Source organism: Pseudoalteromonas sp. QJM3NY_12 (genome assembly GCF_056173165.1).
The window spans coordinates 2,735,241-2,750,049 of the sequence record NZ_CM149661.1; the positions used below are offsets into that span (position 1 = coordinate 2,735,241).

At 38.3% G+C, this 14,809-nt stretch carries 12 protein-coding genes; 8 read left to right on the forward strand and 4 right to left on the reverse strand.

Translation table 11 applies throughout. The features are described 5' to 3' along the window. Positions 1–273: 273 nt before the first annotated feature. Entirely contained in the window at positions 274–2,541 is a 2,268-nt protein-coding gene (katG, locus tag AC0VZ5_RS12835; protein WP_475473122.1) for a catalase/peroxidase HPI, read from the forward strand. 60 nt (positions 2,542–2,601) lie between these two features. On the opposite strand, the gene AC0VZ5_RS12840 is transcribed toward katG, so the two are convergent. Beyond that, a complete protein-coding gene (locus AC0VZ5_RS12840) occupies positions 2,602–4,482 on the reverse strand; it encodes an MFS transporter (RefSeq protein WP_138608707.1) in 1,881 nt (626 codons plus the stop codon). Between the two features lie 232 nt (positions 4,483–4,714). Here AC0VZ5_RS12840 and AC0VZ5_RS12845 point away from each other — a divergent pair, with 232 nt between their 5' ends. The 5 genes from AC0VZ5_RS12845 to AC0VZ5_RS12865 all read left to right on the forward strand — a co-directional run bounded on the left by AC0VZ5_RS12845 (position 4,715) and on the right by AC0VZ5_RS12865 (position 8,151). Next, positions 4,715–5,494, forward strand: a complete 780-nt coding sequence (locus AC0VZ5_RS12845) for a DUF2189 domain-containing protein (protein WP_475473124.1) — start codon at positions 4,715–4,717, stop codon at positions 5,492–5,494. A gap of 173 nt (positions 5,495–5,667) precedes the next feature. After that, complete coding sequence (locus AC0VZ5_RS12850) at positions 5,668–6,087, forward strand: CBS domain-containing protein (protein ID WP_138626217.1); 420 nt, start codon at positions 5,668–5,670, stop codon at positions 6,085–6,087. Between the two features lie 156 nt (positions 6,088–6,243). Further along, complete coding sequence (locus tag AC0VZ5_RS12855) at positions 6,244–6,600, forward strand: DUF2237 family protein (RefSeq protein WP_464711206.1); 357 nt, start codon at positions 6,244–6,246, stop codon at positions 6,598–6,600. A 319-nt stretch (positions 6,601–6,919) separates the two neighbouring features. Next, complete coding sequence (gene dps, locus AC0VZ5_RS12860) at positions 6,920–7,444, forward strand: DNA starvation/stationary phase protection protein Dps (RefSeq protein WP_178956542.1); 525 nt, start codon at positions 6,920–6,922, stop codon at positions 7,442–7,444. Positions 7,445–7,698: 254 nt separating this feature from the next. Further along, positions 7,699–8,151 (forward strand): cytochrome C, encoded by a 453-nt coding sequence (locus tag AC0VZ5_RS12865; RefSeq protein WP_475473127.1) that lies wholly within the window; start codon positions 7,699–7,701, stop codon positions 8,149–8,151. A gap of 26 nt (positions 8,152–8,177) precedes the next feature. On the opposite strand, the gene AC0VZ5_RS12870 is transcribed toward AC0VZ5_RS12865, so the two are convergent. After that, positions 8,178–10,625 (reverse strand): DEAD/DEAH box helicase, encoded by a 2,448-nt coding sequence (locus tag AC0VZ5_RS12870; protein WP_475473128.1) that lies wholly within the window; start codon positions 10,623–10,625, stop codon positions 8,178–8,180. A gap of 293 nt (positions 10,626–10,918) precedes the next feature. Then, positions 10,919–11,617 (reverse strand): NUDIX hydrolase, encoded by a 699-nt coding sequence (locus tag AC0VZ5_RS12875; RefSeq protein ID WP_475473130.1) that lies wholly within the window; start codon positions 11,615–11,617, stop codon positions 10,919–10,921. Between the two features lie 184 nt (positions 11,618–11,801). Between AC0VZ5_RS12875 and prs the strand changes: the two genes are divergently transcribed. Beyond that, positions 11,802–12,656: a ribose-phosphate diphosphokinase gene (gene prs, locus AC0VZ5_RS12880; RefSeq protein WP_138570372.1), complete on the forward strand. Its 855-nt coding sequence runs from the start codon at positions 11,802–11,804 to the stop codon at positions 12,654–12,656. Between the two features lie 10 nt (positions 12,657–12,666). Then, positions 12,667–14,262, forward strand: coding sequence for a nicotinate phosphoribosyltransferase (locus AC0VZ5_RS12885; RefSeq protein ID WP_475473132.1), 1,596 nt, complete (start codon positions 12,667–12,669; stop codon positions 14,260–14,262). A 112-nt stretch (positions 14,263–14,374) separates the two neighbouring features. Here AC0VZ5_RS12885 and AC0VZ5_RS12890 read toward each other — a convergent pair whose 3' ends face one another. Further along, a complete protein-coding gene (locus AC0VZ5_RS12890; RefSeq protein WP_475473134.1) occupies positions 14,375–14,800 on the reverse strand; it encodes a hypothetical protein in 426 nt (141 codons plus the stop codon). Between the last annotated feature and the right edge of the window lie 9 nt (positions 14,801–14,809).

Genomic DNA, 14,809 nt, shown 5'->3' on the forward strand with positions numbered 1-14,809 from the left:
GCTGGGCTTTTTTATGTCCGCCGCTTTCAAAGCTCTTTAGTGATTCGTTTATTTAATCAATTAACTTCAATAAATCATTTTTATAGATTGCATCAATCGCTTTATTTCACACACGGTTTTTAGCTTCCTTACTATACTATTCGCACTGCTTAGTGCATTCAGGCTTGTTTAACAACTTGAATGAAGTATCAACCTACTGTTTTTAAATGAGTAGACCCTATTTTTAATACGCTTTGTATATAACGAGATTCGTTAACTTTAAGGAAGCTGACAATGAAAAACCGATCATTTACAAAAAAAACGCTTGTTGGATTTATAAGTATGGCACTTATGTCTGGCTCTGCTTTTAGCCAAGAAAAACCACAAATGTCTAAGCCACAAGGTGCAGTAGGCATGGGTGAGGCAAAAATAGGCGCAACCAGAACCAATCAATTTTGGTGGCCAGATCAACTTAACCTATCTCCTCTTCGCGATCATGATCTACGCTCAAACCCTTACGGTAGTGACTTTAATTATGCAGAGGCATTTAACAGCCTAGATTTAGACACTGTAAAAAGTGATATCGACGCTCTGCTAACCCAATCTCAAGATTGGTGGCCAGCAGACTTTGGCAACTATGGCCCATTTTTTATTCGTATGACCTGGCACAGTGCAGGTACCTATCGTACGCTTGATGGACGTGGCGGTGCTGGCGGTGGTCAACAACGTTTTGAGCCGCTTAATAGCTGGCCAGATAACGTAAGCTTGGATAAAGCGCGCCGTTTACTTTGGCCAATCAAACAAAAATACGGTGAAGCCCTTTCATGGTCAGACTTAATCGTATTAGCGGGTAACGTTGCCCTAGAAAATATGGGATTTGAAACCTATGGTTTTGCTGGTGGCCGTACTGACGATTGGGAACCAGACATGGTTTACTGGGGTCCTGAAGTAGAAATGCTTGCCAGCGACCGTGAAGATGCCAGCGGCAAACTAGAACGCCCATTGGGTGCAACACACATGGGCTTAATTTATGTAAACCCAGAAGGGCCTAAAGGGGTTCCTGATCCTATTGGCTCAGCTAAGAACATTCGCGTTGCGTTTTCTCGCATGGCGATGAACGATGAAGAAACACTGGCACTTATCGCTGGTGGTCACACCTTTGGTAAAATGCATGGTGCGCACAAACCTAAAGACTGTGTAGGTGCAGAGCCTGCAGCAGCAGGTATTGAAGAGCAAGGTTTAGGCTGGAAAAACAAATGTGGTAAAGGTCACTCTGAAGATACCGTATCTAGTGGTTTAGAAGGCGCATGGACACAAGCACCCACTCGCTGGTCATCATTATACTTAAGCAACCTACTTAACTTTGAGTGGAAACAAACTCGCAGCCCTGCTGGCGCTATTCAGTGGATCCCAACAGATGAATCATTACATAAGTCAGTACCTGATGCGCACGTTAAAGGTAAATTTAACCCACCGGTAATGACCACTGCCGATTTAGCGTTAAAATTTGATCCTGAATATCGCAAAATTGCTGAACGCTTTTTAAATGACCCAAAAGAGTATCAACTTGCATTTGCTAAAGCATGGTACAAATTAACTCACCGAGATATGGGACCACCACGTAACTTTTTAGGTAAAGAAGTACCAAAAGAAGACTTAATTTGGCAAGACCCTATTTCAGCAAAGACTAAATCAAACATTGATGCTGGTGCAGTAAAAGAGCTGAAAGCTGCTATTTTAGGCTCGAACCTAAGTGTACCTGAGTTAGTACGTGTGGCATGGGCATCGGCAGCCAGTTACCGTGATTCAGATATGCGTGGCGGAGCCAATGGCGCACGTATTGCGCTAGCACCACAAAAAGATTGGGCAGTAAATAATCCAGCAGAAACCACAAAGGTACTTAAAGTATTAAAAGCGATTCAAGCTGACTTTAACGACAGCTTATTTAGTAAAAGCCATGTATCGCTTGCTGATTTAATTGTGCTTGGTGGTAATGCAGCGATTGAAAAAGCAGCCAAAGATGCAGGATACTCAGTAGACGTGCCGTTTAATGCTGGCCGTGGTGATGCTACACAAGCACAAACTGACGTTAATGCATTTAGCTTATTAGAGTTGCCTGCCGATGGTTTTAGAAACTATTTTGATGCAGAGAAAAGCTATAAATCACCAACTGAAATGCTGATTGATAAAGCGGATCAGCTTGACCTAACAGTCCCTGAAATGACTGTATTAGTCGGTGGCTTACGTTCACTTGATGCAAACTATAAAGGCACTGACTACGGCGTATTTACTGACAAGCCTGGCACTCTAAATAACGATTTCTTCGTTAACTTATTAGATATGTCGACGGTATGGAAAAAATCGTCAGATGCTGGCATTTATCAAGGCTTTGACCGTCAGTCGGGTGAGCAAAAGTACACCGCTACTTCGGTTGATCTGATTTTTGGTTCAAACTCAGAGCTACGTGCAGTTGCTGAGGTGTATGCTTTTGATACATCAAAACAAAAGTTTGTAGAAGACTTTGTTAAAGCATGGACTAAAGTAATGAATTTAGACCGTTAATAACCATTAAATAACACAACCACAGCGCTGCAATAATTGCAGCGCTTTTTTATTACTAAGCTACTTTAAAGCAAGTACTCGATCACGCAAGTCATCGGCACTCACATGTTCAGGCGCAACCGGCTCACCAATCGCTACGCTTACCAACGACCATTTGGGTCTAGGTAGTCGCCATTTAGTTTTTCGACTAAACATACTGCCCCATAATCCATCTAAATGAACTGGGATAACAGGCACAGGCGTGCGCTGAATTATTTTTTCAATTCCGCGGCGAAATACATCAACTTCGCCATCACCGCTGAGCTTGCCTTCAGGAAAAATACCCACCAGCTCACCACGTTCCAGTGCTTGCGCAATGTTATCAAAAGCTTTATTAAACGCCTTAGGATTTGATTTTTGACTATCAATTGGGATAGCTTTGGCCATTTTAAACAACCAATTAAGTGCCGGTGAATAGTAAATAGGTGCAAATACAACAAACCGAATTGGCCTAGGTGACGCCGCTAAAATAAACATCCAATCAACAAAGCTAACATGATTACTTACCACCACCGCAGCGCCTTCATCGGGAATATTGAGCTCGCCTTTAGTGCGCACGCGATACATGCAAATCGCTAAAATGTAGATAATAAAACGTAAGAAAAACTCCGGTACTTTGGTGTATATGTACAGCGATATTAGTAAATTAAGCCCTGCTAATAACAATAGTAATTGTGAAATATCCCAGTGTAATAGCGTTAAAGTAACAATACTTAAAACGGCGCTGCCAACCATAAACAATGCATTTAACACATTGTTAGCTGCAATTACTCGTGAACGGCTATCGGGGTGAGTACGCTGCTGAATGAGTGCATACAAAGGTACCGTATAAAACCCTGCGGCAATACCTATTCCTGCCATCCAAACAAAATGCCAGAGCATATCGCCGGTATTAATCACTTGTTCAAGAGTAAGCTGCAACTCACTCACTTGGTGATAAAATTCAATACCAGGCTCTTGGCTTAGTAAATATAAAAATAAGGTAATTAATAGTGCACCAAAAGGCACAATACCTAACTCAATACGTGAGCGCGATAGCTTTTCACACAATAAAGATCCTAATGCAATACTTAACGAAAACACCACTAAAGCAGCTGTCACCACCAACTCATCACCTCCCATTACATGTTTTACGTAATTAGGGAGCGCCGTTAGTATCACCGCACCAATAAGCCAAAACCAACTGATCCCTAATACTGACTTACCCACCGACTCGGTTTGTGCCTTAAGCGCATTAAAAACACTTTTGGTTGAAGTAATAGGGTTAATCGATACTTTTAAGTTAGCATTATTGGCTGCACTTTTAGGAATAAATCGACTGCTTAAAAAGCCAATAACCGCAAGGCTCACTATTGCGATACTGATATAAATAGGGCCCGCTGCTTGGGTTATATAATAGGTACCAAATACGGTGCCCAATAAAATAGCGACAAAAGTGCCCGACTCCACCAGTCCATTGGCTTTGGTTAGCTCATTTGGGGCCACATGCTGCGGTAAAATAGAGTACTTAAGCGGTCCAAAAAAAGTGCTTTGTAAACCCATTAAAAATACAGTACCTAACATTAACCAAACCTGCTCGGTTAAAATCGATACTACGCCCACCAGCATAATAGGAATTTCGCAAAACTTTACGATGCTGATCAGTTTTGATTTTTCCAACTTTTCTGCAATTTGCCCAGCCATGCCTGAAAATAGAAAAAACGGTAAAATAAATAATCCTGCCGCCAGATTAGAATAAAAGGCACCATCAGCTACCGTAGCAGCCTGAAAAATTAAAATAAGCAGGATTGATTGCTTATAAACATTGTCATTTAAAGCAGAGAAAAACTGCGTCACAAACAGAGGTAAAAACCGTTTACTACCCAGTAAAGCTCCTTGAAATTGTTGTTTATTTTCCTTCATTACGGTCTCTTAAAATTAGCTTCAGGGTTTAGATTACCACTGTGGAAAAGAAATACGAACCCACTTTTTAAGTACATGCTCAAACATATATTTAAATAAAAAAAATAGCTAACCCAACAAAAATGACTAACAAATGAACAAAGCGACTAAATCTTGCGTATAAGCGTTTATGAGTTGTAAATAGAACATCTATGTTCTAAACCTAAAAGGTGACTAAAAAAGGAGCATCTTTATGCCAACTACAAACACAATAGATAAAGACACTAAATTCGCACGTTGTTTAGAGTGCAACAAAGTAAATACATTTGCCGCTTTTCATTGGCTTTCGTTAGCGTTTAAAGATATGGCGCGCGCGCCCATGTTAAGTTTAATTTACGGTTTAATCTTCACGCTTATTCCGGTAGCGATTGTTTACTCTGTTGTACTTACCGACAGCCACTTAGCTATTTTACCTGCAACCGTTGCTTTTGCTTTAATCGGTCCGGTATTCGCCGTTGGCCTATACGATGTAGCCTGGGAACTTGAAAAAGGCCACAAACCTACATTAAGCCATTCATTAAAATCAATGTTTCGTAACCCCGTAGGTGAATGGGGTTTTGCGGTATTACTCATGGTGATTATGATTATTTGGATGCGCCTAGCTGCAATTGTGCATGCATTATATCCAAACCATGTAAACCCCACCTTTGAAGAACTTTCTGCGTTTTTAACTATAGGCAGTATTATCGGCGGAATTTTGTTGGTCAGTGTGTTTTCAATCTCAGCATTTACCCCGCAAATTATGATGGAAAGACGTGTTGATATAATGACCGCAGTCATTTCTTCAATCCACGCAGTCAAAGAAAACTTTGCAGCCATGGTTGTGTGGTCAATTTGTATATTCGTACTGGTAGCGCTGGGCTTTGCTGCAGGTGCCGCTGGATTCATTATTATTATGCCGCTACTTAGTTACGCTAGTTGGCATGGATACATCGCTGTTATCAAAACTAAAACACCACGTGGCTATGAATAACACTTACCAGTAGTTTTAAGCACTTAATTAAATGTTTTTGGGCATTCAATTAAGTGCTTCCTCCTATCCCTCTGTATGTTATATCTGCAAAAACCTTGATCTGAATAAGGTGCAAAGCTTAAAAATAGCGCTAATATATGCTGATACACTGCAGATAATATAAAGGAATAAACATGAGTCAAAACGTTACAGACTTAATGACAGCTAACCCATTTTCGGTAAACGTAAAAAGCACTTTGCATGACGCACACAATTTAATGAAAGAAAAAAATGTTCGTCATATTCCTGTTATTGACGAAGACGGCGCATTTGTCGGTATGCTTACCCAAAAAATAATGGTCGCCAAAGTCATGGGGATCATGGCAACGTTTGGTGCTAATGCATTACAACGCAAAGAAAAACTCACAAAAGTAGAAGATATTATGGTGAGTGATTTTATCAGTGTAACGCCAGAGCAGCCGCTATCAGATGTCGTTAAATTTTTTGTAGATAATCGCCACGGTTGCATGCCCGTTGTGAGCGAGCAAGGTCAGCTAGTAGGTATTTTAACGTCTTCTGATTTTGTGCGTTTAGCTGCAGCACTGCTCTCGTAAATCCCTTATTTAATAAAAACTGCATTTGGCTTCACTAAGTGCAGTTTTTATTCGCTTAAAAGATATATAAAATTAACAGCATAGATAGCTAAGTCACTAACAGCCTGCTATGGTAAACCCCCTGCTTTTAATGGTTATTACAAGGTAAGTTTTCATATGGCTAATCAATTAAATGTACTAGGAACTCGCTTACAACTTTGCTGTGGCAACGGTGGCTATACCCGAGAGGGATTTTGCTATGTACCAGATTCAGACTTTGGCAATCATAGTGTATGCGCCATTATGACCGACGAATTTTTGCAGTTTTCCAAGGCGCAAGGTAACGATTTAATTAGCCCTAATCCTTTGTATGATTTTGCTGGTTTAAAAGCTGGCGATAAGTGGTGTTTATGTGCGATTCGTTGGTATCATGCCATTGCTGCGAACGTTGCTCCTCCTGTGGTACTTGAAGCGACAAACCAAAAAGCGCTCGACATTATTCCGCTTGAAGTATTAAAAGCACATCAATATTAAAAAACGCTATAGCGATTAAACCCTGAACTCTACTTTTCTTTTTGCCTAAATACCTTAGGCAAAAAGAGCCTTTAAAGTACTCCATTTTTAAATGTATTTTTTGCAGAATTTACAAAAAAAGTGCATATTTTTCATACCCCTTTAAGCTAAATACTCCTTGAAGCTTTATTAAAAAAAATAAATCATCAAATTTCAGTAAGTTACAATAAAAAATCTAACGGCATGCTCATTGCTTCTATTAGAACAGACGTGTTCGTTATCGCAATTAAAACACTCACTTGAGTTAAGCGAACACTATTTTGAAATAGTAGGAGGCATAATGAGTAACAGTAATAATGCAAACAAAGTCGCTGAATTTACCGCTCCCGGTGTAGAAAATGAATCAGCAAGTAAAGCAATATCTGTTCTAGAAGATCGCATGGTAGCGCTAATTGATTTACAGCTAACTTTAAAACATATTCATTGGAATGTAGTAGGTCCAAACTTTATTGGCGTACATGAAATGCTAGACCCACAAGTTGAAACCGTGCGTGAAATGACCGACACCATAGCAGAACGTATTGCCACTTTAGGCGGCGTGCCTGTTGGTACACCAAAATCAATTGTTGATCGTCGTACATGGGAAGATTACGCTATAGGCAAAGGTTTAGTAACTGAACACCTAGCTGCATTAGATAAAGTATATAACGGCGTTAACGGTGATCATCGTAAAGCTATTGAGTCACTCGGTGAGCTTGATCCGGTATCTGAAGATATGATCATTGCGCAACTTGCAGAGCTTGAGCAATACCAATGGTTTGTTCGCGCCCACATAGAGTCATCTACAGGCCAATTGAACAGTTAATATTTATGGTAAACGTTCAGTTTACGAAGCCCAGCAAGTTGCTGGGCTTTTTCATGCTTGTGATGTTTCATTCCATCATTAATTATCATTCAACTCTTTAGTTATTCTCCTTGAGCATATATGCACAACAATTAGGCTATTCGCCACTCTTTGACTACACTCAAATTAGGCTATTTCTTAAAAGAAGCATTTGTTGACGCAAATGAGTTTGCGTTAGTAATGCGTAAAATTAATTTGAGAATACAGGAGCTCTAATGAAATACACTCTACTAATCGTGTGTTTAATTGCACTCACAGGCTGTGATAAAGGAGTTGATTCTCCACGAGGTTTTAGCTTGCCAGAGGGGAATGAAGAACAAGGCAAAACCGTGTTTTTAAAATATAAGTGCTTGGCATGTCACACCCTTGCAGGCGTTGAAGATAGCAGCGTAACAAAACATGACGATATTTCTATTAAGCTAGGAGGTAATAAAACCAAAATAATTACTTATGCTGAGCTGGTCACGTCAGTAATAAACCCCTCACATCGGTTTTCTAGGCCTTATAGACTCGACGCCAGAAATGAAGATGGCAGCTCAAAAATGACGGTATTTAACGATACCATGACCATATCTGAACTCACCGACTTAGTCACTTTTTTACAACCAAACTATAAACTTATTCCGTACCACAGAACTAATTACCAACTTTACTCTCACTACAAGTAAATATTGATAGCAAAAAAAAACCGTTGTTAAGCAACGGTTTTTTTATACTTAAGTTTGTTAATGATTTTCTGTATACATATATTTTTATCAACCACCCATAATCCATAACTAATTGGAAACATCTCTATATTGGCTCGACTAAACAATTTATAAGTATCGAGTTCAAAAAAGTCACCCCATGGCCCCGGAAAACCTATTAAGTCAATTGCAAGGTAAGTGCCTTGATAACGACAAAGTATATCGACTTCAGTCCCAGCAATAGTATAACCAGCCCACGCCTCTATACTTAAATTTGTTAATTCTCTAATAACGCTTTGCTGAAACGCATCAATCTCTGTGGTTATTGAGTGAGTAGCCTTGAATTCAGAGACTGAATTTAAATAGCGCCTTAATAAATAATGTTCTGGTAACTGTGTTTCATCTATTGATAAAAATACGTATTGTTTTTGCCGTGAGCGTGTAATACACACATTAAACACATCGGCCTTATTAATATAAGCTGCAGCTCTTTTTGCTTTATTATCAACAGCAAAGGAAATAAACATAATGTCACGCTCCTCACCTTGAAAACCAAACGGAGTTGCAGCTCTAATTTTATGTTTTATTATTTCAGTTTCGCTAAATTGAGCCTCTATTTCTTGCGCAATGTACTCGGCTTGGCTTCGAAAGGGTGAAACAATCCCAATACTGTGATTAATTCCAGTACTTATGTCATCTATAAGCTGTAGTTTAATCATACTTACAATACGACTCGCCTCTAGATGATTAATACCCAAACTATCGCGAACTCCATTTACCCGCTCTACAAGCAAATTTCCCGAATTGGTGCAGGGTTTATGCTGCATTACCTTGAGCTTAGATTGATAAAAGTGCTGATTACTAAAATCGATTAGTTCAAGCTTACTTCTAAAATGCTCATCTAAAAATGCCAATTGTTTATTATCATTCAACGCATTTAGAGTTAAATCTAAAATAGAATTATCGCGATAACTCATAATGCCTTCATCTTTAAAAGTGACATCATTTTTAGACATAAGCTCACCTTCTTTACTTTTTGCTAAAAAGGAATAATGCCTTAACTGTTTAGTATCACCGACAATCATAGCCCTTTTTGCGCGATAAAGTGCAGGCAAACAACTACTTATATTGCATTGTGTTGCTTCATCAATAATAACTAAATCAAACATTTCCGCCTTTAGCGGCAATACCCGATACACGCTATTCAAACTAACCAACCAAACAGGAAAAGCCGATAGCAAAGCTTCATATTCTATATTATCAAAAAGCTCAAATTGTCTTTTCGATGAGCGACTTCTAATTGCTTGGTTAAATGCACTTAATGATTTACGCTGAGTGTTAACGAGTGATTTCAAGTTTTTATTTTTTAAAGCACTCAGGTAATTAGCAGCAAGTCTTTCTCTTTTAATTTGCTGTTGATTAATTTGTTCTAACGAATGCCATTGCTTTGATAATTTTTTTATACCTTTTCGTGCCACACGAATATATAAATTTTTAAGCCACTCTATATTTTTTTGTTCAAGCTTATGAAGCCGATTTCCTCTAATAATAGCTCGTTGACAAAATTGACTAAAACGGAGCTCTAACTCATTTAGTGAGCTATTTAGTTTATTGAGTTCAAACTCTATAAACTCAGGACTCGCTTGTTCATCTGCTAAATATCCAGCTAATAAATCAGCAATGTAATCTTTTAATTTTTTTAAGAACTCTTTTTGTCCAGCTCTTATAGATATATCACTTAGACCAAAATTTTCATCTAACTTATCAGCTATCACATCTAGGGCTGGGTTGTTGTTGGCTACAATTAATACCGACTCGCCTCTAGCCATATGCTCGGCTGCAATAGCTGCAATTGTATAACTTTTCCCTGTACCAGGTGGTCCAGAAACACATCCAAGATTAATATTTGCGGCAATAGAAAGGACTTTTTTTTGCGGGGCTGATAGCAACCCAGGTAAATAATCATACTTCAGCTCCCGAGTAGCGGGAGCATGCTCTACATTAGAAAATAAATTATGCATGGGTGGAGACGCTATTTTTGACTCTATGATCTCTTCTAACTCATGAAGCACACCTCGACTACTACGGGAGCGCTCAACAAAAACCAGCATAGAAACAGGTAATAAAGAAGGTATTTTACTTTTTAACGCTTTTTTTATTTGGCTAAAATCAGCAAGTGATGGGTAATTTAAAAGCTCAAATACGTCTAATTCAAGCGAGCTGTCTTTGAGTAATGACGTCCAAAAATAAGCTGACTGAATATCTGCATTTTTATCAATACTTGTCTGGCCATCAACCTCCGGAATTAAAAGTTGAGTTAATGATTCATTTATATCAGGCTGAATATCATTAAGAAAAAAATAGTAATCATTCTTATCTTTTTCAATAATCGCTTCATTAAATAAAATGGGTGAGACAACCTGTTTTTGTTCACCTCTTACTTCAATATTACCCACGAATAAAAACCGAGCATACAACAATATCCGCTCTCGCTGATACATTTCAACTCGCTTCATCATTGGCTCTGCAAAGTCACTAGGCAGTGGAGCGCGAGGTAAAAATCCTGAGCCTAAATCATCGCGCCCTTCAAGAACAAAGCGATCTTCTTTTTTTAATTTGTTTAAATTCCATAAATTTAAATCTGCGCTATCTTCTTTATAGCAATCGCGGTAATACGAAAGTACATTTTTATTACTCAAAATTTAATTCCATTTAAAATTAAACAACCAAAAGTTAGAGTTACGAATAGTTAAACACTTAAGTTGCGCTCAAAGTTTACAATATCAACACCCGCTTTTACTTTATATAGTTGCGCTAATCGCCCACCCGATTTAACTTTTTCATCCAACGTTTCAAACATACCAGCAGCTTCAATACGTCTAATAATACTTTTACGTTGAACTGTTTTACCTATGATGGTTTCAATTACAGACTTAAACTGTGCCACGGTGAAGTACTCGGGCAAGCAGTAAACAGGCACCATTGAATACAATGCCTTATGCTTTAAACGCTCTTTAGCTTGCTCAATAATATGCTTATGATCAAAAGCCACGGGGAGATCGTTAACTAAGCCTACATCAATCCACTTTGCATCATCAACCGTCTCAATGTGAGTTGACACTTGCGCTTCTGCAATTAATGCAAAATAAACCAAGGTAATGCTAAAACCTCTAGGATCTCGATTAATACCCGAATAGGTATGTAGCTGCTCTAAATACTGAGGAGCTACACTAGTTTTCTCCTTTAGCTTTCGCAGCGCAGTCATACTCACGCTATCGTCAGTATCAACATCAACAAATCCACCAGGTAGCCCCCACCTGCCAATAAAAGGTTCATTAGCACGCTTAACCATTAGCACTTTCAAAGCCCCGTCTTTAACAGTGAATAAAACACTATCAACAGTAAATAATGGGTTTTTATATTCCGTAATATCGTAATTATTAGCCAAAGCAGTTCCACTTCAAGTTAATGTCTTAATGACACAATAAATTATACATTTATTAATTTCAACCTACGACAATTATATACCTACTATAAATTCATTAATTTAGTTAAAGAAATAACTTGAACATAAAGAGTACATTTGCTAACTTATTTGTGTCGCTAGGACACAAACATTTAAAGGACATAAAATGAAAGTATTTAGCTATGACTCAACAGGTAGTAAATCGGTAATCGATTATGATCATTTTACTTTTTCAGGTGGTGAAGAACATATCAGATTTAATACTATTGATTTTTCAGACTCTAAAAAAATAGAGATTTTTGAACGACTAACCGATTCCTCTAAAGTCGTTAGATTAATGGTTGCTGTCGATGCATTAAAAAGATTAACAAATGAAGAAACACGTATTGAACTTGTGATCCCCTACTTTCCTTATGCACGTCAAGACAGAGTATGCGTTGAAGGTGAAGCATTAGGTGCTGCTGTTATGGCTAATTTTATTAACAGCTTAAACTTTTCTAAAGTCACTATTTGGGATGCTCATAGCGACGTATCTCCCGCTTTAATAAATAAAGTAACTAATATTGAACAAATTTCGCTGCTCACTCGATGCGAAGTACTAAGCCAACGTTTATCGCGAGGCGAACTGACTCTTATTTCTCCAGATGCAGGGGCGAGCAAAAAAACCATTAAGATTTCAGAAAAATTCAATGGAGTACCTGAAGTCATTCAAGCGCAAAAAGTCAGAAACTTAAGAACAGGCGAAATAATTAAAACCGAAATTATTGGCGATGTAAAAGGTAAAAGTGTATTAATTGCTGATGATATTTGTGATGGCGGCAGAACATTTATCGAGCTTGCCAAAGTGCTAAAAAGTCATGGTGCAGTTGAAGTATCTCTTTTTATTACCCATGGTATTTTCTCAAAAGGACTGGATGTTTTTGAAGGGCTAATAGATAAAATTTACACCACTGACTCATTTAAACCTGCTAATGAATTTAAACACAGTAACAATATTAATTTAGAAATTATTGAGATGTAAGGAAAACACCATGACTATTACAGCTGCAAGTATGCAAAAAGATGTTTATAAAGAATTCCATAGCCGCGCTTATCACCCTGACGTAAGTGAAGTATATGCAAATTTCACATCACGAAGCGGGAAACTAAGTAACATAGAAAACAACGATAAAGTAGCGTTTGTTGGCTTACAGTACTTTATTAAAAGCTACCTTTTAGAGGAATGGAATGAGTTTTTCAAAGCAGATAAGGCTACAGCAGTCGCTAATCACCAACGTATTATGAGCGCAATGCTTGGCTATACCGTTGACGTAAAATATTTAGAAGACTTACATGACTTAGGCTATTTACCATTAAAAATAAAAGCATTACCAGAAGGAACCCTAGTTCCTTATTTAGTTCCACCTATGACAATCGTCAATACTAAAACTGGTTTTCAATGGCTAACAAATATGATTGAAACTGTACTTAGCTGTGAAAATTGGCCAATACAAACAAGTACCACAACCTCTGTTGCCTACCTCAAAGTATTTAAAGAGTTTGCACAAAAAACAGGTATGCCGATGGAATTTGTACCTTTTCAAGGGCATGACTTTAGCTTTAGAGGGATGTTTGGCAAACACGCAGCTGCTATGAGTGGCTTTGGCCATCTAGCGTCAGGACTTGTAGGCACCGATACCATCCCAGCCGTTTTGTTTGCTGAGAAATATTACGGCGCTAATGTTGATAATGAGCTTGTTGGCTGCTCTGTTGATGCAACAGAACACTCGGTTACCTGTTCGTGGATCATGGAAGGTGAAATTGAGTTCTTCAAATACTTGATGCAAGAGCAATCGCCAAAAGGAATTTTAAGCGTTGTTTCCGACACGTGGGACTTTTGGACATTAGTAACTGATTACCTACCGCAATTAAAAAACGAAATTATGACCCGCGACGGTACCTTAGTTATACGTCCAGACTCCGGTGATCCAGTAAAAGTACTCACAGGCTACACTATTTCACCGGTATCTGATTACCGTGAATTATTCGCCACTCAAGATGAAGCTGAAAAAGAAGTCTTACAAAAAGGTTTTGAGGCATATCGTTTTAATGGCCAATATTTTGGCTTTGAAGGTAACAACACCATTGAATTGATGGAATGTGAAGTAAAAGGGCTTATTGAATGTTTATGGGGTATATTTGGTGGCACAACAACACCAAAAGGCTACAAGCTACTTGATGAACACATTGGCGCTATTTATGGTGATGCTATAACTCTAACCCGTCAACGCCAAATTTTACAAAGGTTGATGGATAAAGGCTTTGCATCAAAAGTCGTACTAGGCATTGGCTCTTACAGCTATCAATACGTAACTCGCGATACACATGGCTCCGCAGTAAAAGCAACAAGCGTAGTAAAAGCAGGTGAACGCTTAGCTATTTTTAAAGATCCCAAAACTGATTCAAAGAAAAAATCAGCGAAAGGACTCTTAAAAATAGAGCGAGTCAATGGTGAGCTCACCTTGTTTGATGACGTAACCGAGCAAGAAGAAACACAAGGGTTACTAGAGGTTGTTTTTGAAGACGGTAAATTAATAAAAGAAACCAGCTTAAATGAAATTAGAGAGTGTATAAACCAACAAATTTAAGCTCAATATAACAAACTGTAGTTAAATCATTAGGCCTGTTACTCTTAAAAGGTCAACCGGCCTAATGATTACTTTATTTTAAACTACTGCTAAAGCGTTACTTTTTCAGCCCTCAATTGAAAGGACATTCCACGCCTTCATTATTGAGGATTTCAGTTAGCTTGTTAATATTTTCATCTAATGATTCAAATAAAGTATCAAATGGCTCACTTGACCAATCACCAGATTCACTTCGCCATGAAAACCATGCACAAGATTCAAACTCGTAAGCGTCATCGGTTTTGTCAGACCCATCGCCACGAAGAAATGCAACTAACTCTGTGAGTGTAAGACTTTCACTTTCAACTAACTGAAGCGCTTCAGAGCCAGTCAATATAGTCTCATTTGGCAATAAAATATCAACACACGACTCAACAACAAGTTCATAGCCCTTATGTTTAAATAATACTGTTACTTGCTCATAGCTTGAGTGACCAACTAAAATACTAGCGTAGTTATCACTAATTTCACCATTTTTAAAAACCAACTTTTTATTCATCTGCATCCT

Bases quoted from the DNA above. Each gene is read 5' to 3' on its own strand.
- AC0VZ5_RS12890 (WP_475473134.1), bottom strand. From the start codon at position 14,800: ATGAATAAAAAGTTGGTTTTTAAAAATGGTGAAATTAGTGATAACTAC.
- AC0VZ5_RS12845 (WP_475473124.1), top strand. From the start codon at position 4,715: ATGCCAACTACAAACACAATAGATAAAGACACTAAATTCGCACGTTGT.
- AC0VZ5_RS12840 (WP_138608707.1), bottom strand. From the start codon at position 4,482: ATGAAGGAAAATAAACAACAATTTCAAGGAGCTTTACTGGGTAGTAAA.
- AC0VZ5_RS12865 (WP_475473127.1), top strand. From the start codon at position 7,699: ATGAAATACACTCTACTAATCGTGTGTTTAATTGCACTCACAGGCTGT.
- katG (WP_475473122.1), top strand. From the start codon at position 274: ATGAAAAACCGATCATTTACAAAAAAAACGCTTGTTGGATTTATAAGT.
- AC0VZ5_RS12850 (WP_138626217.1), top strand. From the start codon at position 5,668: ATGAGTCAAAACGTTACAGACTTAATGACAGCTAACCCATTTTCGGTA.
- dps (WP_178956542.1), top strand. From the start codon at position 6,920: ATGAGTAACAGTAATAATGCAAACAAAGTCGCTGAATTTACCGCTCCC.
- AC0VZ5_RS12855 (WP_464711206.1), top strand. From the start codon at position 6,244: ATGGCTAATCAATTAAATGTACTAGGAACTCGCTTACAACTTTGCTGT.
- prs (WP_138570372.1), top strand. From the start codon at position 11,802: ATGAAAGTATTTAGCTATGACTCAACAGGTAGTAAATCGGTAATCGAT.
- AC0VZ5_RS12885 (WP_475473132.1), top strand. From the start codon at position 12,667: ATGACTATTACAGCTGCAAGTATGCAAAAAGATGTTTATAAAGAATTC.